Origin of the sequence: Candidatus Pantoea soli (assembly GCF_007833795.1) — a bacterium.
Taxonomy (GTDB): Bacteria; Pseudomonadota; Gammaproteobacteria; order Enterobacterales; family Enterobacteriaceae; genus Pantoea; species Pantoea soli.
Map to the genome: position 1 here is coordinate 1346809 of NZ_CP032702.1, position 18823 is coordinate 1365631.

General features: G+C 59.3%; 14 protein-coding genes. 13 read left to right on the forward strand and 1 reads right to left on the reverse strand.

Annotation, left to right across the window (positions count from 1 at the left end; all coding sequences use genetic code 11):
• Positions 1-33: 33 nt before the first annotated feature.
• The 9 genes from rpsA to D8B20_RS06265 all read left to right on the forward strand — a co-directional run bounded on the left by rpsA (position 34) and on the right by D8B20_RS06265 (position 10564).
• Positions 34-1707 carry a 30S ribosomal protein S1 gene (gene rpsA, locus D8B20_RS06225; RefSeq protein WP_145888060.1) on the forward strand — a complete coding sequence of 558 codons (1674 nt, stop codon included), beginning with the start codon at positions 34-36 and terminating at the stop codon, positions 1705-1707.
• An 89-nt stretch (positions 1708-1796) separates the two neighbouring features.
• On the forward strand, positions 1797-2081 hold the full coding sequence (ihfB, locus tag D8B20_RS06230; protein WP_010618275.1) for an integration host factor subunit beta: 285 nt from the start codon (positions 1797-1799) through the stop codon (positions 2079-2081).
• Between the two features lie 203 nt (positions 2082-2284).
• The gene (locus tag D8B20_RS06235) at positions 2285-4543 is read left to right on the forward strand and encodes a DNA internalization-related competence protein ComEC/Rec2 (protein ID WP_145888061.1); all 2259 of its coding nucleotides are present in this window, start codon (positions 2285-2287) and stop codon (positions 4541-4543) included.
• A gap of 34 nt (positions 4544-4577) precedes the next feature.
• A complete protein-coding gene (msbA, locus tag D8B20_RS06240) occupies positions 4578-6326 on the forward strand; it encodes a lipid A ABC transporter ATP-binding protein/permease MsbA (protein ID WP_145888062.1) in 1749 nt (582 codons plus the stop codon).
• Positions 6323-7315 carry a tetraacyldisaccharide 4'-kinase gene (lpxK, locus tag D8B20_RS06245; protein ID WP_145888063.1) on the forward strand — a complete coding sequence of 331 codons (993 nt, stop codon included), beginning with the start codon at positions 6323-6325 and terminating at the stop codon, positions 7313-7315. The genes msbA and lpxK overlap by 4 nt, the downstream gene beginning before the upstream one ends.
• A gap of 21 nt (positions 7316-7336) precedes the next feature.
• Complete coding sequence (locus tag D8B20_RS06250) at positions 7337-8554, forward strand: winged helix-turn-helix domain-containing protein (protein WP_145888064.1); 1218 nt, start codon at positions 7337-7339, stop codon at positions 8552-8554.
• A gap of 79 nt (positions 8555-8633) precedes the next feature.
• Positions 8634-8816 (forward strand): Trm112 family protein, encoded by a 183-nt coding sequence (locus tag D8B20_RS06255; protein WP_007887424.1) that lies wholly within the window; start codon positions 8634-8636, stop codon positions 8814-8816.
• Positions 8813-9562: a 3-deoxy-manno-octulosonate cytidylyltransferase gene (gene kdsB / locus D8B20_RS06260; RefSeq protein WP_145888065.1), complete on the forward strand. Its 750-nt coding sequence runs from the start codon at positions 8813-8815 to the stop codon at positions 9560-9562. Before D8B20_RS06255 ends, kdsB begins: the two co-directional genes overlap by 4 nt.
• 108 nt (positions 9563-9670) lie before the next feature.
• Positions 9671-10564 carry a YcbJ family phosphotransferase gene (locus D8B20_RS06265; protein WP_145888066.1) on the forward strand — a complete coding sequence of 298 codons (894 nt, stop codon included), beginning with the start codon at positions 9671-9673 and terminating at the stop codon, positions 10562-10564.
• Here D8B20_RS06265 and elyC read toward each other — a convergent pair.
• On the reverse strand, positions 10544-11329 hold the full coding sequence (elyC, locus tag D8B20_RS06270) for an envelope biogenesis factor ElyC (RefSeq protein WP_145888067.1): 786 nt from the start codon (positions 11327-11329) through the stop codon (positions 10544-10546). The genes D8B20_RS06265 and elyC overlap by 21 nt on opposite strands.
• 124 nt (positions 11330-11453) lie before the next feature.
• On the opposite strand from elyC, the gene cmoM reads away from it, so the two are divergent.
• From cmoM to mukB, 4 genes are read left to right on the forward strand one after another with little or no spacing between them, the layout of a single operon-like run.
• On the forward strand, positions 11454-12239 hold the full coding sequence (gene cmoM, locus D8B20_RS06275) for a tRNA uridine 5-oxyacetic acid(34) methyltransferase CmoM (protein WP_145888068.1): 786 nt from the start codon (positions 11454-11456) through the stop codon (positions 12237-12239).
• A complete protein-coding gene (gene mukF / locus D8B20_RS06280) occupies positions 12236-13558 on the forward strand; it encodes a chromosome partition protein MukF (protein ID WP_145888069.1) in 1323 nt (440 codons plus the stop codon). Before cmoM ends, mukF begins: the two co-directional genes overlap by 4 nt.
• Positions 13539-14267 carry a chromosome partition protein MukE gene (gene mukE, locus D8B20_RS06285; RefSeq protein ID WP_145888070.1) on the forward strand — a complete coding sequence of 243 codons (729 nt, stop codon included), beginning with the start codon at positions 13539-13541 and terminating at the stop codon, positions 14265-14267. The genes mukF and mukE overlap by 20 nt, the downstream gene beginning before the upstream one ends.
• Positions 14264-18730, forward strand: a complete 4467-nt coding sequence (gene mukB / locus D8B20_RS06290; protein ID WP_145888071.1) for a chromosome partition protein MukB — start codon at positions 14264-14266, stop codon at positions 18728-18730. Before mukE ends, mukB begins: the two co-directional genes overlap by 4 nt.
• Positions 18731-18823: the final 93 nt, after the last annotated feature.

Here is an 18823-nt window from a genome sequence, read left to right on the forward strand (position 1 = left end):
GACGTTAAATTGAAGAATCCTAAGATTATCAATATGACTGAATCTTTTGCTCAACTCTTTGAAGAGTCCCTGAAAGAAATCGAAACCCGTCCGGGTTCCATCGTTCGTGGCGTTGTTGTTGCTATCGACAAAGACGTCGTCCTGGTTGATGCGGGTCTGAAATCTGAATCTGCAATCCCTGCAGAGCAGTTCAAGAACGCAGCCGGCGAACTGGAAATCCAGGTGGGCGACGAAGTTGACGTTGCTCTGGACGCAGTAGAAGACGGCTTCGGTGAAACCCTGCTGTCCCGTGAGAAAGCTAAACGTCATGAAGCTTGGATCACGCTGGAAAAAGCTTACGAAGACGCTGAAACTGTTACCGGTGTTATCAACGGCAAAGTTAAAGGTGGCTTCACAGTTGAGCTGAACGGTATTCGTGCGTTCCTGCCAGGTTCACTGGTTGACGTTCGTCCGGTTCGCGATACTCTGCACCTGGAAGGCAAAGAGCTTGAATTCAAAGTAATCAAGCTGGATCAGAAGCGTAACAACGTCGTGGTTTCCCGCCGCGCGGTTATCGAATCTGAAAACAGCGCTGAGCGCGATCAGCTGCTGGAAAACCTGCAGGAAGGCATGGAAGTCAAAGGTATCGTTAAGAACCTCACTGACTACGGCGCATTCGTGGACCTGGGTGGCGTTGACGGCCTGCTGCACATCACCGACATGGCGTGGAAGCGCGTTAAGCATCCAAGCGAAATCGTCAACGTGGGCGACGAAATCACTGTTAAAGTGCTGAAGTTCGACCGCGAGCGTACCCGCGTATCTCTGGGCCTGAAACAGCTGGGCGAAGATCCATGGGTTGCTATCGCTAAGCGCTACCCGGAAGGCACCAAGCTGACCGGCCGTGTGACCAACCTGACCGATTACGGCTGCTTCGTTGAAATCGAAGAAGGCGTGGAAGGCCTGGTACACGTGTCTGAAATGGACTGGACCAACAAAAACATCCACCCATCTAAAGTTGTTAACGTTGGTGACGTGGTTGAAGTAATGGTTCTGGACATCGACGAAGAGCGTCGTCGTATCTCCCTGGGTCTGAAGCAGTGCAAATCTAACCCATGGCAGCAGTTCGCAGAGACCCACAACAAAGGCGATCGCGTTGAAGGTAAAATCAAGTCAATCACTGACTTCGGTATCTTCATCGGCCTGGACGGTGGCATCGACGGTCTGGTTCACCTGTCTGACATCTCCTGGAACGCGACTGGCGAAGAAGCCGTTCGTGAGTACAAGAAAGGCGACGAAATCGCTGCCGTTGTACTGCAGGTTGACGCAGAGCGTGAGCGTATCTCTCTGGGCGTGAAGCAGCTGGCTGAAGATCCATTCAACAACTACATCACCCTGAACAAGAAAGGCGCGATCGTGACCGGTAAAGTCACTGCAGTTGACGCTAAAGGTGCTACAGTAGAATTAGCTGACGGCGTAGAAGGTTACCTGCGCGCTTCTGAAGCTTCTATGGATCGCATCGAAGACGCAACGCAGGTGCTGAGCGTGGGTGATGACGTTGAAGCGAAATTCACCGGCGTTGACCGTAAAAACCGCGTTGTGAGCCTGTCTGTTCGTGCTAAAGACCAGGCTGACGAGAAAGAAGCCATCAACACTGTTAACACCAAACAGGAAGAAGGCAACTTCTCTAACGCAATGGCTGAAGCGTTCAAAGCGGCTAAAGGCGAGTAATCGACCCGAAGCACCGGGCGATGTTCAACATCGTCCGGTTTCGGTAAAAGCTGTCATACCTTTCCATACAGGGATTAACCGGAGGTTACATGACCAAGTCAGAACTGATTGAAAGACTTGCTGGCCAGCATACTCATATTCCGGCGAAAGTCGTTGAGGATGCGGTCAAAGAGATGCTCGAGCACATGGCCACTACGCTGGCACAGGGCGAGCGCATTGAAATCCGGGGATTCGGCAGCTTTTCTTTGCACTACCGCGCACCGCGCACTGGTCGTAACCCGAAAACGGGTGACAAAGTGGAACTGGAAGGTAAATACGTTCCCCACTTCAAGCCGGGCAAAGAATTGCGTGACCGTGCAAATATCTACGGCTAAGCCGTTACCGAACGATAAAACGACACCTCCGGGTGTCGTTTTTTTTTGCCTGTCGCGCCAGTTTTGCGCGTCTGCTTCCATCCCTGTGCTGTCTTGCTGTAACGCTGATAAAGATACCTGAAGCCGGATTCCGTACTCACACAATGAGCCGGGCCAGTGGTGCTCTTTTTACGCACAATAGGGCGTGTAAAAGGGAGGCGGCCATGCGGATAACCGGAGTACAGATTGCAGGCGCTATGATAGCCGCCGCATTGCCGCTGACACTGTTGCCGGCGATCCCCGCCAGCAGCACCATCGCCCTGCTGGCGCTTGGCGCAGTTATCGTCATGCCATTGCCTGTGCCAGGCATCAGGCTGGCAGCGGCAGCCGCATTGCTGCTGTGCTGGGCACTTCTCGCGGCGCGCCAGACGCTGGACCACTTGGAGCGACTCACACAGGCGCCGGTCAGCGCGACCGTGCGCGTTACCGCGGTAAACAGCACCAGCCAGCAGCTGACGGTGCAGCTGCTGCGTATCGGCGAACGCTATCTGTTTCCGCCGACGGAAGTGACGCTGGCGAATCCGCCGCAGGATCAGCACTACTGCCCGGGACAACGCTGGCAGATGACGCTGCGCCTGCGTGCCGTCCATGCGCGCTTAAACGAGGGGGCTTTTGATCAGCAACGCTTCGCGCTTGCCAGCCACCGCCCGCTGCAGGGGCGCATTCTCCAACAGCAGGCGGTTTCCCCGCGCTGTAACCTGCGGGCGCGACTGATCGAACGCTATCGCACCGCGCTTGCCCCTTTACCGCAGTCGGGCATTTTACAGGCGCTGGCGTTTGGCATTCGTGACGAGATGACACCCGCGCAGCGCACGCTGCTGCGCGAAACCGGCACTGCCCATCTGATGGCGATATCCGGTATGCATATTGCGCTGGCCGCCAGCGCGGGCGGATTGCTGGCGCGTGCAGTACAGATCCTGTTGCCTGCACACCGTATCGGCTTTCTGTTGCCGCTGGCGATCAGCTGGCTGAGCGCCGCCCTGTATTGCTGGATATCCGGCAGTCATGCCCCCGCCCAGCGCGCCATGCTGGCATTAACGCTATGGATGGCGATCAAGACGGCAGGCTGGCAGCTGAGCCACTGGCAAATCTGGACGCTGTGCGTCGGCGGGTTGCTGTGGCTCGATCCGCTGAGCGTTCTGTCAGAGAGTTTCTGGCTGTCAGCGCTGGCGGTGGCCATGCTGATTATCTGGTCTCAGTGGTTTGCTCTGCCGTTGCGTTACCGCCAGCAAAAGCGCTGGATCTGGCTGACGCTGCTGCACCTGCAGCTGGGCATGATGATTCTGATGGCCCCGTTACAGGTTTACCTGTTTCATGGCATCAGCCTTAGCGCGTTACCGGCTAATCTGCTGGCAATTCCCGTCATCTCACTCATAACAGTTCCGCTGATCCTGCTGGCCATGGTAATGCCCGTCCCGGCGATAGCGGAGACGTTGTGGTCGCTGGCTGGCCTGTCGGTCAGCGCGGTGATGCAGCTGCTGCAGTGGCTGCCTGCCGGCTGGTGGCCGCTGCATGCAGTCTTACCGCTGATGGCGGGGGTGTGGGGCGGCTTACTGCTGTGGCGCAGCGGCCTGATTTACCGGGCATGGCTGCCCTGTTGCAGTCTGGTCATTGCCCTGCTGCTGTGGCGCAGCAGCAGTGAACAGGACGACTGGCAAATTGACGTGATTGACGTCGGGCACGGACTGGCCCTGGCGATTACGCAGGGCAGAGAGGTGGTGCTTTATGATAGCGGGCCGGCCTGGCAGCAGGATGATGCCGGTGCGCGCGTTGTGTTGCCCTGGCTGCGCTATCACGGTAAAACCCTGCAGACGGTCATACTCAGTCACCGGCATCTCGATCACCGCGGCGGACTGGCCTCACTGCAACAGGCTAATCCTGCGATAACGGTACGCAGCGCGCTGGGGGAAGCCGGACATCTGCCGTGCCAGCGGGGCACGCAGTGGCAGTGGGGGCGGTTACGCTTTACGGCGCTCTGGCCACCGGCCGGCCAGCAGCAGGGACAAAATAACGACTCCTGCGTCGTGCGTGTGGATGACGGGCATATCAGCCTGCTGCTGACCGGTGACATTGAACTGGAGGCGGAACGCCGGCTGGTAGCGCTGGAAAAGCAGGCGTTGCACAGTACCTTTCTGCAGGTGCCGCATCACGGCAGCCGCACCTCTTCTGGCGCATTACTGTTACGCAATGTTGCAGGCAAGGCCGCTTTCGCATCGGTGGCGCGTTACAACGCCTGGCGCCTGCCGGCACAGGCAGTCATTGCGCGATACCGGCAGCAGGGCTACGCCTGGTACGATACCGCGCAATCCGGGCAGATCCATATCGGTATCAGACAAGGCCGCTGGAAGATTAAGGGGTTAAGAGAGCAAATAATGCCCCGCTGGTATCATCAGTGGTTTGGCGTCAAACGCGATTCCAGGTAGAATGAGCGGCTATTTCAAACAGCGTGAATAAATAATGCATCAAGACAAAGATCTCTCAACGTGGCAGACATTCCGCCGGCTCTGGCCGATGATTGCGCCGCACAAGGCTGGCCTGCTGGTATCCGCCGTGGCGCTAATCCTCAACGCGGCAGGTGACACCTTAATGCTCTCCCTGTTGAAACCTTTACTGGATGATGGTTTCGGCAAAGCCGACAAATCCGTTCTGCTGTGGATGCCGCTTGCCGTTATCGGCCTGATGCTGGTGCGCGGCGTGACCAGTTATATCTCCAGCTACTGCATCTCCTGGGTCTCCGGCAACGTTGTCATGAATATGCGTCGTCGCCTGTTTGGTCACATGATGGGGATGCCGGTTGCCTTCTTCGACCAGCAGTCCACCGGGACGCTGCTGTCGCGTATCACCTACGATTCAGAGCAGGTGGCGTCTTCCTCTTCCAGCGCACTGGTCACGGTGGTGCGCGAAGGTGCGTCGATCATCGGCCTGTTTATCATGATGTTCTATTACAGCTGGCAGCTGTCGCTGATCCTGATTCTGCTGGCACCGCTGGTGTCGCTGGCCATTCGCACCGTCTCCAAACGTTTCCGCAGCATCAGTAAAAATATGCAGAACACCATGGGCCAGGTGACCACCAGCGCAGAGCAGATGCTGAAAGGCCATAAAGAAGTGCTGATTTTCGGCGGCCAGAAAGTGGAAGCTGAGCGCTTCGCGCAGGTAAGCAACAAAATGCGTCAGCAGGGCATGAAACTGGTGTCGGCTTCTTCTATTTCCGATCCGGTCATTCAGCTCATCGCCTCGCTGGCGCTGGCCTTTGTGCTGTATGCTGCCAGCTTCCCGAGCGTGATGGATACGCTGACCGCCGGTACCATTACCGTGGTTTTCTCCTCGATGATCGCCCTGATGCGTCCGCTGAAATCGCTGACCAACGTGAATGCCCAGTTCCAGCGCGGTATGGCAGCCTGTCAGACGCTGTTTACCATTCTCGACAGCGAACAGGAAGTGGATAACGGTACGCGCGTCATTGAGCGTGCGAAAGGCGATGTCGAGTTCCGCAACGTAACCTTTACCTATCCGGGACGGGATATTCCGGCACTGCGCGATATCAATCTTACGCTGCCTGCCGGGAAAACCGTGGCGCTGGTAGGGCGTTCGGGGTCCGGTAAATCTACCATGGCCAGCCTGCTGACGCGTTTTTACGACATCAACGCCGGCGAAATCCTGTTGGATGGTCATGACCTGCGCGAATACACCCTGAGTTCGCTGCGTAATCAGGTGGCGCTGGTTTCACAAAATGTTCACCTGTTTAACGACACCATCGCCAACAACATTGCCTATGCCCGCAATGGCGAGTACACCCGCGAACAAATCGAGCAGGCGGCGACCATGGCCCATGCCATGGACTTCATCAAAAAGATGGATAAAGGCCTTGATACGGTGATTGGTGAGAACGGCGTGCTGCTCTCCGGCGGCCAGCGCCAGCGCATCGCCATCGCCCGTGCACTGCTGCGCGACTGCCCGATCCTGATTCTGGATGAGGCCACCTCGGCGCTGGATACCGAATCAGAACGTGCAATTCAGTCAGCGCTGGATGAGCTGCAGAAAAACCGTACCTCGCTGGTGATTGCGCACCGCCTCTCCACGATTGAAAAAGCGGATGAGATCGTGGTGGTTGAGGATGGACGCATCGTTGAGCGCGGTACGCATGACGTTCTGCTGGCGCAGAAAGGCGCTTATGCGCAGCTGCACAAACTGCAGTTTGGCCAATGATTGAACGCATCTGGAGCGGACGTTCGCCGCTGTGGCTGCTGCTGTGGCCGCTGAGCCTGCTGTACGGCGCCATCAGCGGTCTGATCCGCCTCAGCTACCGGCGCGGCTGGCGCCGTAGCTGGCGGGCACCGCGCCCGGTGATTGTGGTCGGCAATCTCACCGCCGGCGGCAATGGCAAAACGCCCGTCGTAATCTGGCTGGTGCAGGCGCTGCAGCAGCGTGGCCTGCGCCCTGGCGTGGTGTCGCGCGGCTACGGCGGCAAAGCCGAACGCTATCCGCTGCGGGTCACGCCACAGAGCGCCACGCAGCAGGCCGGTGATGAGCCGGTGCTGATTGCGCGTCGTACCGGCGTGCCGGTGGCGGTCGCCCCCAAACGACGCGAGGCGGTGGAGGCATTACTGGCCGCGCACGATGTCGATGTGATCATTACCGATGACGGTCTGCAGCACTATGCACTGCAGCGCGACCGTGAAATTGTGGTGGTAGACGGCGTACGGCGTTTCGGCAACGGCTGGTGGCTACCGGCCGGGCCGATGCGCGAACGCGCCTCGCGCCTTAACAGCGTAAGCGCGGTGATTGTGAACGGCGGCACGGCGCTGCCGGGTGAAATTGCCATGACGCTGCAGCCCGGGCAGGCGGTTAACCTGCTAAGCGGTGAGACCGCCGATCTTGCGCAGCTGCCGTCGGTCATTGCCATGGCCGGTATTGGTCATCCGCCGCGGTTTTTTGCGACGCTGCACCAGCAGGGTGTGCAGCCGGTGGCGGAGATCGCCTTCGCAGACCATCACGCCTACAGTGAACCGGAGTTAAGTCAGCTGACGCAGCCGGGCCAGTGTCTGCTGATGACAGAAAAAGACGCGGTAAAATGCCAGCGCTTCGCCCGGGCGAACTGGTGGTATTTGCCGGTAGAGGCGCAGCTTTCCGGTGCGCCGTCCGAGGCGCTGCTGGCGGATATTACCCGGCTCTGCAGCGACGCCCGCCCACGCTGACCATCACAAAGGGAACCCGTTATGCCGCTTACGCACTCCCTTTCCTTATCCACCGCACGTCATCTGCATCTGGCCGCCCAGGGACTGCTGCGTCCCCGGACGCGGCGGGCGGATTTTGCCGATATTTATGCCTGCATACGGCAGATGTCGCTGCTGCAAATCGATACCATTAATGTGGTGGCCCGCAGCCCTTATCTGGTGCTGTTCAGTCGCCTGGGAGCCTACCCAACCGCGTGGCTGGAAGAGACGCTGGCGTCCGGCGCGCTGTTTGAATACTGGGCGCACGAAGCCTGTTTTATTCCGGCGGAAGATTATCCGCTGCTGCGCCACCGTATGCTGGCTCCGCAGCGGCTGGGCTGGAAATACAATGCGCAGTGGGTGGCGCAGCATCAGCAGGAGATCGCCGCGCTGCTGACGCACATTGCAACGCACGGGCCGGTGCGCGCCGCCGATTTCGCCAGTGACAAACAGACCCGGCCCGGCTGGTGGGCATGGAAACCGTACAAGCGGCACCTGGAAAACCTGTTCAGCGCCGGAGAGCTGATGGTGGTGGCGCGGCATAACTTTCAGCGCGTGTACGATCTGCGCAGCCGCATCATGCCAGAATGGCGCGATGAGCAGCATGCGCTGAGCGAAGCGGAGGCGGTTGAGCAGATGCTGAATCACAGCGCGCGCAGCCTGGGCATTTTTCGCGCCAGCTGGCTGCCGGATTACTACCGGCTGAAGCGCGCGCCGCTCAAATCCTGGCTGGCTGCGGCGGCGGAACGCGGAGAGATTGTGCCGGTTCAGGTGGCGTCACTGGGCGAGATGTGGCTGCATCGCACGCTGCTTCCCGCGCTGGAGAAGCCGCAGACCGCCACGCACACCGCGCTACTTTCGCCGTTTGACCCGGTAGTCTGGGATCGCCGGCGCGCGCTGGCGCTGTTCAATTTTGACTACCGTATTGAGTGCTACACGCCGGCAGAGAAACGCAGGTATGGCTATTTTGTCCTGCCGGTGCTGCACCGCGGTGCGCTGAAAGCCCGTCTGGATGCCAAAATGCACCGGCAGGCACAGCAGTTGATTATCCGCGCCTTCTGGCTGGAGCCCGGCGTGCGCCTCACGGCCACTTTTTTGCAGGACGTTCAGAAAGCCATCAGCCGTTTCGCCGCCTGGCAGGGCGCCACGGAAGTGGTGATAGAACAGGCGCCTGCCGCCCTGCTGGCGGCGTGGTCATCACGCTGGTCAATCCCGGCATGAAGCGGATTGCAGCAGCTGTATGCCGGCTGCGCTATGGTATGCTAGACGCCTGACCAATTGGTCCCGACAGGAGAAAAGTATGGATCACCGTTTACTCGAAATCGTTGCCTGCCCGGTATGCAACGGAAAACTCTACTTCAACAAAGAGCAGCAGGAGCTGATCTGCAAACCGGATGGCCTGGCATATCCGGTACGTGACGGTATTCCGGTGTTGCTGGAAGTGGAAGCGCGTACCCTGTCAGTTGAAGAGATTCATCCATGAGTTTCGTGGCGATTATCCCGGCACGCTATGCGTCAACGCGCCTGCCGGGCAAACCGCTGGTCGACATTCACGGCCAGCCAATGGTGGTGCACGTTATGGCACGCGCCCGCGAATCCGGGGCCGATCGCGTGATCGTCGCGACCGATCACCCGGACGTGGCGGCGGCCGTAACGGCTGCCGGTGGCGAAGTGTGTATGACGCGCGCCGATCACCAGTCCGGCACCGAGCGGCTGGCGGAAGTGATCGAAAAATATCAGTTCGCGGATGACACCATCATTGTCAACGTACAGGGCGATGAACCCCTGATCCCGGCGGAAATTGTGCGCCAGGTGGCAGATAACCTGGCGCAGGCCGAGGCGGGCATGGCGACGCTGGCGGTGCCGATTACCGATGCAGAAGAGGCATTTAATCCGAATGCAGTGAAAGTGGTCACTGACATCAACGGCTATGCGCTCTACTTTTCCCGGGCCACCATTCCGTGGGATCGCGAACGCTATGCCCATGCACGCGATCGGGCCGGTGACACGCTGCTGCGTCACATCGGTATTTACGCCTATCGCGCCGGTTTTATCCGTCGCTATGTTGCCTGGCAGCCTTGCCCGCTGGAGCAGATCGAGCTGCTGGAGCAGTTGCGCGTGCTGTGGTATGGCGAGAAAATTCACGTGGCGGTCGCAGCGGCGGTGCCGAGCGTGGGTGTGGATACACCGGAAGATCTGCTGCGCGTGCGCGCGGCGATGCAGAAGTAAGGCCTCAGCGGCCAGCTCAGTCTGGCCGCAAATCTTGATCTGGCGCTAAGTATCCCGCCGCCATGACCTCCAGGATAGTGGAATCATTCGACACCGGAGGACATCCCGATGGAACAACTTCGTTCAGAACTGGCGCTGGTGCTGGGGGAAGGTGTCAGCCGCCTGGAAACCATCAGCGAACAGCCACAATCGCGGCTCTATGCGCTTTATGACGCAGGCGGTAAACCGATGCCGCTGGTGGCGAAATATTTTCGTCATCAGGGGCGGGCTGCCGCCGAAGCCAGAAAACTGACGCTGCTGGGGCATGAGGGGCTGATTGCCGTGCCCGCCGTCTTTGGCCTGGTGCTCAGTCAGCAACCACCGGCACATGAAATGCTACTGATGGCGCGTTATGACGGGGTTTCAGCGGAAGCCCCGGCACGTACCGCGCAGCGCGCGCAGCAACTGTGCGAGCAAATCGTCGAGGGCGTGCTGGCATGGCACCGCATTGACAGTCACGGTCTGGTGGGCAATGTCGACAGCGTGCAGGAGAATCAGTGGCCCGCCTGGTACCGCCAGCGGGTTGAAGTGCTGTGGTCAACGCTGGGCTCGCTTTCACCACCGTTTCTGACGCTGGACGATCGGCAAATACTCTACCGCAGCCGCCAGCAGCTTTCCGCGCTGTTTGCCGGCTTTGACGATCCCTGTGTGCTGGTGCATGGCAATCTGCGCCTCTCCAGCGTGCTGAAAGATGCGCACAGCGATCAGCTTATCGCCATGATGCAGCCAGGACCCATTCTGTGGGCACCGCGCGAGTATGAACTGATGCGGCTGGCAGACAGCGGGGCTGAAGCGTTGCTGCTGCAATACTATCTGCAGCGCGCGCCGGTTGCCGAAGGCTTTATGTGGCGGCGCTGGCTGTATCAGCTGTGGGATTGTGTCGAGAGCCTGGTCAGCTGCGGGCAGTTCGACCGCCCGCGCTTTGACCATGCCCGCAAACAGTTACTCCCCTGGCTCGGCTGAATGTTCGCCGGTGCCGCGCAGGCGCTGCCAGATAAGCCCCAGTGATTCATACACCGCCCGCTGACTGTGACTGAGCCACAGCGGCGAAGGCAGGGTGCGATCCCAGGTGCTGAGAGGCGAGGTAATGGCCAGCTGATTGGCCGGTGCCGGCAGAGGATTCAGTCCCGCCCCCTGGAAAAAGCGCATGGCGCGCGGCAGGTGATTGGCCGAGCTGATCAGCAGGAACGGGTGTGCGCCAACGGTCTGTTTTATCGCCTGCGCTTCTTCGCCGGTGTCGTGTGGCTGGTCAAGCACAATGGTGGCATCCGCCGGTACGCCCAGGCTCTGCGCCACTTCCGCCGCCACGCTGGCGTTACTGCGGCGGTTATAGCCCGCTGCCGCCCCGGTGAAGATCAGCTTCGCCTGCGGATAGCGCCGCCACTGCCGCACGGCTTCGGTGACACGCGGCAGGCTGTTATTCAGCAGATTGGAGCTGGGTGCCCAGTGCCGGTTATAGGTGTAGCCACCGCCCAGCACCACGATATAATCCACCGGCTCGCTGCCGTTCCAGGTGGCGTACTGATTTTCCAGCGGGGCCAGCAACCGATCGGCTACCGGCTGCAGGCTCAGCAGCAGCAACAGCAGCCAGCTGGCAGAGATAAGAATTTTGCCGCTTTTTTGCCAGCGCGTGAACCAGAGCAGCAAAAGTCCTGCCGCCATCACGGATAACAGCAACGGCAAAGGCAACAGCATCGCGCCAATCCATTTTTTTAACGCAAAAAACATAGAAATTTACTCCTTTTGTCCGAAAAAACAGCAGCCAGACAGTTACTGCGGCATGAAAGGTTCATTCTTATTGAGCCTGTGACAAAATAGCACAAGTTGAATGCAGCAAAGCGGAGCCATCACCATGCAGGATCGTAACTTTGACGATCTGGCGGATAAATTCTCGCAAAATATTTATGGCACCCGTAAAGGTCAGGTGCGTCAGGCCATCCTGTGGGATGAGCTGGAGGCGATTCTGCCCACGCTGCCTGCCGGGACGCTTTCGGTGCTGGATGCCGGTGGCGGTGTCGGACAAATCTCAAGCGGCCTGGCCGCCCGCGGCCATCAGGTGCTGCTGTGCGATCTCTCGGCGGAAATGCTGAAACTGGCGGAAACGCATGCCCGGGCGGAAGGTGTGAGCCACAACATGCAATTCAGACAAATCAGTGCCCAGCAGGTGGGCGGGCATTTGGATAAGCCGGTGGATCTGGTATTGTTTCACGCTGTGCTTGAGTGGGTGGCCGATCCGCAGGCTGTGCTGCAGGCGCTGTGGCAGACGCTGCAGCCAGGCGGCGTGTTATCGCTGATGTTTTACAATGCGCACGGCCTGACGTTTCGTACCCTGACACTCGGTAATTTCGGCTATCTGCGCGCCAATATGACCAAACGCAAAAAGCGTACGCTTTCGCCCGATTTCCCCCGCGATCCGGACGATGTCAACCGCTGGCTGACCGCCTGCGGCTTTGAGATTGAACAGCGTGCCGGCATCCGCGTGTTTTGTGATTACATGAAACCGCAGCCCGGCGTGGTGAAAAGCGTGGAGGAAATCATTGAGATGGAACGGCGCTACTGTCGCCAGGAGCCCTTTTTAAGCTTAGGGCGCTATATCCACGTGACCGCGCGCAAACCCAGGCAGAAGGATCAACTATGAGTGAATTTTCCCAGACGGTCCCCGAACTGGTGGCATGGGCGCGCAAGAATGATTTTTCTCTTGCGCTGCCGGTTGAGCGTCTGGCCTTTTTGCTGGCTATCGCCACCCTGAACGGTGAGCGCATGGACGGTGAGATGAGTGAGGGTGAACTGATTGACGCCTTCCGTCACGTCAGCAAAGCCTTTGAACAAACCCATGAAACCGTGCAGGTGCGCGCTAACAACGCTATCAATGACATGGTGCGCCAGCGTCTGCTGAACCGCTTTACCAGCGAACTGAGTGAAGGGCAGGCGATCTACCGTCTGACGCCGCTGGCAATTGGCATCACCGATTACTACATCCGCCAGCGCGAGTTCTCCACGCTGCGCCTCTCCATGCAGCTCTCGATTGTCGCGCAGGAGCTGAAGCGCGCGGCCGATGCCGCCGAAGAGGACGGGGATGAGTTCCACTGGCACCGCAACGTGTTTGCGCCGCTGAAATATTCGGTCGCTGAGATTTTTGACAGCATTGATATGACGCAGCGTCTGATGGACGAGCAGCAGCAGGCGGTGAAAACCGACATTGCCGATCTGCTCAACAAAGACTGGCGCGCGGCCATTTCCAGCTGTGAACTGCTGCTGTCGGAAACCTCCGGCACGCTGCGTGAACTGCAGGATACGCTGGAAGCGGCCGGGGACAAGCTGCAGGCCAACCTGCTGCGGATTCAGGACGCCACCCTGAGCAGTCCGGATCTCGGCTTTGTCGACAAGCTGGTGTTTGACCTGCAAAACAAGCTGGACCGCATTATCAGCTGGGGTCAGCAGGCGATCGATTTGTGGATCGGCTATGACCGCCACGTGCACAAGTTTATCCGTACCGCCATCGACATGGACAAAAACCGCGTGTTCGCGCAGCGTTTACGCCAGTCGGTGCAGAGCTACTTTGACCAGCCGTGGGCGCTGACCTACGCCAACGCGGAACGCCTGTTTGATATGCGCGACGAAGAGATGACGCTGCGCAACGACGAGGTGATGGGCGAGCTGCCGCCGGAGATGGAGTACGAAGAGTTTAATGAAATACGCGAGCAGCTGGCGGCGATGATTGAAGAAGCGCTGCAAATCTATAAGCAGCAGCAGAAACCGCTGCATCTCGCCAGCGTCATGCGCGACTATCTGGCGCAATACCCGCGCGCGCGCCACTTTGACCTCGCCCGCATTGTGATTGATCAGGCGGTGCGACTCGGCGTGGCCGAAGCCGATTTAGCCGGTCTGCCGGCGGAGTGGCAGACTATTAATGATTACGGAGCCAAGGTGCAGGCACATGTCATCGACAAATATTGAACAAGTGATGCCCGTCAAGCTGGCGCTGGCACTGGCAAATCCGCTTTTTCCTGCGCTGGACAGCCAGTTGCGCGCAGGCCGCCACATTGGCATCGAAGAGCTGGATAATCACGCCTTTCTGATGGATTACCAGGGATTTCTGGAAGAGTTTTACGCGCGTTACAACGTTGAGCTGATCCGCGCGCCGGAGGGCTTTTTCTATCTGCGTCCGCGCTCCACAACGCTGATTCCGCGCTCGGTGCTCTCTGAACTCGACATGATGGTGGGAAAAATTCTGTGTTACCTCTACCTCAGTCCGGAGCGGCTGGCAAACGAAGGCATCTTCACCCAGCAGGAGTTGTATGACGAGCTGCTGTCGCTGGCCGATGAGAACAAACTGCTGAAGCTGGTGAACCAGCGCTCAACCGGCTCTGACCTTGACCGTGCCAAACTGCAGGAAAAAATGCGCGCTTCGCTCAGCCGCCTGCGCCGTCTGGGTATGGTGTGGTTTATGGGCAATGACAGCAGCAAATTCCGCATTACCGAATCGGTGTTTCGCTTTGGCGCTGATGTGCGCAGCGGAGACGACGCGCGCGAAGCGCAGCTGCGCCTGATTCGCGATGGCGAAGCGCAGACGCTGGAGCGCACGCCGCTCGCCAGCGATCACGATGAGGCAGAGACTGACAGCGAAAACGACGCGGGTGAGCACGCGGAGGATGAACAGGCATGATTGAACGCGGTAAATTTCGTTCGCTAACGCTGATTAACTGGAACGGCTTCTTTGCCCGTACTTTTGATCTGGATGAGCTGGTAACCACCCTTTCCGGCGGTAACGGCGCCGGTAAATCCACCACCATGGCAGCCTTTGTCACTGCCCTGATCCCGGACTTAACGCTGCTGCACTTCCGTAACACTACGGAAGCGGGCGCAACCTCCGGTTCGCGCGACAAGGGCCTGCACGGTAAGCTGCGTGCCGGGGTCTGCTATGCGGTGCTGGATGTGGTGAACTCACGCCATCAGCGTGTGGTGGCGGGCGTGCGTCTGCAGCAGGTGGCCGGACGCGACAAAAAGGTGGATATCAAACCCTTCAGCATTCATGGTCTGCCGACGGATTCGCTGCCTACCGATATGCTGACGGAAATTCTGAACAGCCGCCAGGCGCGCGTGTTGCCGCTGGCGGAGGTGAAAGAGCGTGTGGAAACGCAGGAGGGCGTGCAGTTCCGCCAGTACAATTCGGTCACCGATTATCACGCCATGATGTTCGAACTGGGCGTGGTGCCGCGTCGTCTGCGTACCGCCGGCGATCGCAGCAAGTTTTATCGTCTGATTGAGGCTTCACTGTACGGCGGCATCTCCAGCGCCATTACCCGCTCGCTGCGCGACTACCTGCTGCCGGAAAACAGCGGCGTGCGCAAGGCGTTCCAGGATATGGAAGCCGCGCTGCGTGAGAACCGCATGACGCTGGAAGCGATTCGCGTGACGCAGTCCGATCGCGACCTGTTCAAGCATCTGATTTCCGAAGCCACCAGTTACGTGTCGGCCGATTACATGCGCCATGCTAATGAGCGCCGCCTGCATCTCGATGGCGCGCTGCAGCTGCGTCATGAGCTGTTCACCAGCCGCAATCAGCTGGTCTCGGAGCAGTATCGCCATATTGAGATGGCGCGCGAACTGGCAGAGCACAACGCCGCTGAAAACGATCTGGAAACCGATTATCAGGCCGCGAGCGATCACCTTAATCTGGTGCAGACGGCGATGCGCCAGCAGGAGAAGATTGCGCGCTACGACGCCGATCTCGAAGAGCTGACTTACCGGCTTGAAGAGCAGAACGAAGTGGTGGCCGAAGCGCGCGAGGTGCAGGAAGAGAACGAAGCGCGGGCGGAAGCGGCGGAAATCGAAGTCGACGAGCTGAAGAGCCAGCTGGCCGATTTCCAGCAGGCGCTGGATGTGCAGCAGACCCGCGCGATCCAGTATCAGCAGGCGCTGCAGGCGCTGGAAAAAGCGCGCACACTCTGCCAGCTGCCCGATCTGACCATCGACAACGCCGCGAGCTGGCAGGAAACCTTCCAGGCGCGTGAAGAAGAAGCCACCGAGCGCCTGCTGCGTCTGGAGCAGAAGCTGAGCGTGGCCGAGGCCGCCCACAGCCAGTTTGAACAGGCGCTGGCGCTGGTCACCAGCATTGCCGGTGAGGTCAGCCGTCAGGAGGCGTGGCAGACCGGCCGCGAGCTGCTGCGCGATGCGGCGAATCAGCGCCATCATGCAGAGCAGCTCTCTTCGCTGCGTCTGCGGCTGAATGAGCTGGAGACGCGTCTGCGCGAGCAGCATGAGGCCGAGCGCCTGCTGGCGGAATTCTGCAAGCGTCAGGGACAACACTATGAGGCGGATGCGCTGGAAGGGCTGCAGCGCGAGCTCGAAGCGCAGATTGAACAGCTGAATGAAAGCGTGGCCGACGCCGGTGAGCGTCGTATGCATATGCGCCAGGAGCTGGAACAGCTGCGCGAACGCATCAGCGCGCTGACCGCCCGGGCACCGCACTGGCTGGCGGCGCAGGAGATCCTGACGCAGCTGAGCGAGCAGACCGGCCAGGCACTGAGCAGCAGCCAGCAGATCACCGAATATATGCAGCAACTGCTGGAGCGCGAGCGTGAAACCACCGTGGAGCGCGATGAAGTGGCGGCGCGCAAGCGTGAGGTAGAGCAGCAGATTGAACGCCTCAGCCAGCCTGGTGGTGCAGAAGATGCGCGCCTGACGCAGCTGGCGGAACGCTTTGGCGGCGTGCTGCTTTCCGAAATTTACGACGATGTGACGCTGGACGACGCGCCATACTTCTCGGCGCTGTACGGCCCGTCGCGTCATGCCATCGTGGTGCCGGATCTTTCGCTGGTGCGCGACATGCTCGACGGCCTGGAAGAGTGCCCGGAAGATCTCTATCTCATCGAGGGTGATCCGCAATCGTTCGATGACAGCGTTTTCAGCGTTGACGAACTGCAAAATGCCGTGGTCGTGAAAGTAGCTGAACGGCAGTGGCGCTATTCGCGCTTCCCGAAAGTCCCGCTGTTTGGCCGGGCGGCGCGGGAAAATCAGCTGGAGCTGCTCAGCAATGAGCGTGACCGGCTGGCGGAGCGCTTTGCCACGCTCTCCTTTGACGTACAGAAAACACAGCGTCTGCATCAGTCCTTCAGCCGCTTCATCGGCAGCCATCTGGCGGTGGCGTTTGATGAGGATCCGGAGGCGCTGATCCGGCAGCTCAACAGCCGCCGCACGGAACTGGAGCGCGCGCTGGCACAGCATGAAAATGATAACCAGCAGCAGCGCGCGCAGTTTGAACAGGCGAAAGAGGGCGTTGCCCAGTTAAACCGCCTGCTGCCGCGCGTTAACCTGCTGCTGGATGATTCGCTGGCGGACCGCTGTGAAGAGATCCGTGAACGGGTGGAAGAGGCGCAGGACGCCGCGCGCTTCCTGCATCAGCACGGCAGCAAGCTCAGCAAGCTGGAGCCACTGGTGGCCGTGCTGCAGAGCGATCCGCAGCAGCACGAACAGCTGCAGCGCGATTATCAGCAGGCACAGCAGCAACAGCGCGAAGCGCGCCAGCAGGCCTTTGCCCTGACGGAAGTGGTGCAGCGTCGCGCGCACTTCAGCTATGAAGACTCTGCGGGCATGCTGACCGGCAACAGCGATCTCAATGAGAAGCTGCGCCAGCGTCTGGAGCAGGCTGAAGCGGAGCGCAGCCGCGCGCGTGAGCGCCTGCGCGAACATCAGGCGCAGCTGACGCAGTATTCGCAGGTGCTGGCTTCGCTGAAGAGTTCGTACGACGCGAAACGCGACATGCTGAAAGAGCTGCAGCAGGAGATGCAGGACATCGGCGTGCAGGCCGATGCCAGCGCTGAAGCCCGTGCGCGTACGCGCCGGGACGAGCTTTACAGCGCGCTCAGCCACAACCGGGCGCGACGCAATCAGCTGGAGAAACAGCTTACCTTCTGTGAAGCAGAAATGGACAGTCTGCAGAAGAAACTGCGCAAGCTGGAGCGCGATTATCACACCCAGCGTGAGCAGGTGGTCAGTGCCAAAGCGGGCTGGTGCACGGTGCTGCGTCTGGTGAAAGAGAATGGTGTTGAACGACGCCTGCATCGCCGTGAACTGGCCTACCTGAGCGGGGACGAGCTGCGCTCGATGTCGGATAAGGCGCTGGGGGCGCTGCGTCTGGCGGTGGCGGATAACGAACATCTGCGCGACGTGCTGCGGATGTCCGAAGATCCGAAACGTCCGGAGCGTAAAATCCAGTTCTTTATCGCCGTGTATCAGCATCTGCGCGAGCGTATCCGCCAGGATATTATTCGCACTGACGATCCGGTTGAAGCCATCGAACAGATGGAGATTGAACTGAATCGCCTGACGGAAGAGCTGACCGCCCGCGAACAGACGCTGGCGATCAGTTCACGCAGCGCGGCGAACATCATCCGTAAAACCATTCAGCGTGAACAGAACCGTATCCGCCAGCTTAACCAGGGCCTGCAGGCGGTGAGCTTCGGGCAGGTACGCAGCGTGCGGCTGAACGTTAACGTACGGGAAGCACACGCGACGCTGCTGGATACGCTCTCTGAAGAACATGAACAGCATCAGGATCTGTTTACCAGTAACCGGCTGACCTTCTCGGAAGCGCTGGCGAAACTGTATCAGCGTCTTAATCCGCAGATTGACATGGGCCAGCGTACGCCGCAGACCATCGGTGAAGAGCTGCTCGACTACCGCAACTATCTGGAGATGGAAGTGGAAGTGAACCGCGGTTCGGATGGCTGGCTGCGCGCAGAGAGCGGCGCGCTGTCAACCGGCGAAGCGATCGGTACCGGTATGTCGATTCTGGTGATGGTGGTGCAGAGCTGGGAAGAGGAGTCGCGCCGACTGCGGGGCAAAGATATCTCGCCGTGCCGCCTGCTGTTCCTCGACGAAGCGGCGCGTCTGGATGCCCGCTCTATCGCCACGCTGTTTGAATTGTGTGAGCGACTGGAGATGCAGCTGGTCATCGCTGCGCCGGAAAATATCAGCCCGGAAAAAGGCACCACGTATAAACTGGTGCGTAAAGTGTTTAACAATACGGAGCACGTGCACGTGGTTGGCCTGCGCGGTTTTTCGGCCGATCCGGCACCCGTGAAACATGAGAATTCCGGGCAGGATCTGGAAACAGAAAATAGCTGACGGCGCATCTGGTGAAAAGCCGGGGCTGCGGTTAATCTGTAAACGGCGGCTGCCTGAGAGGCAGTTGCCGTTTTTTATTTATATACTCAACCA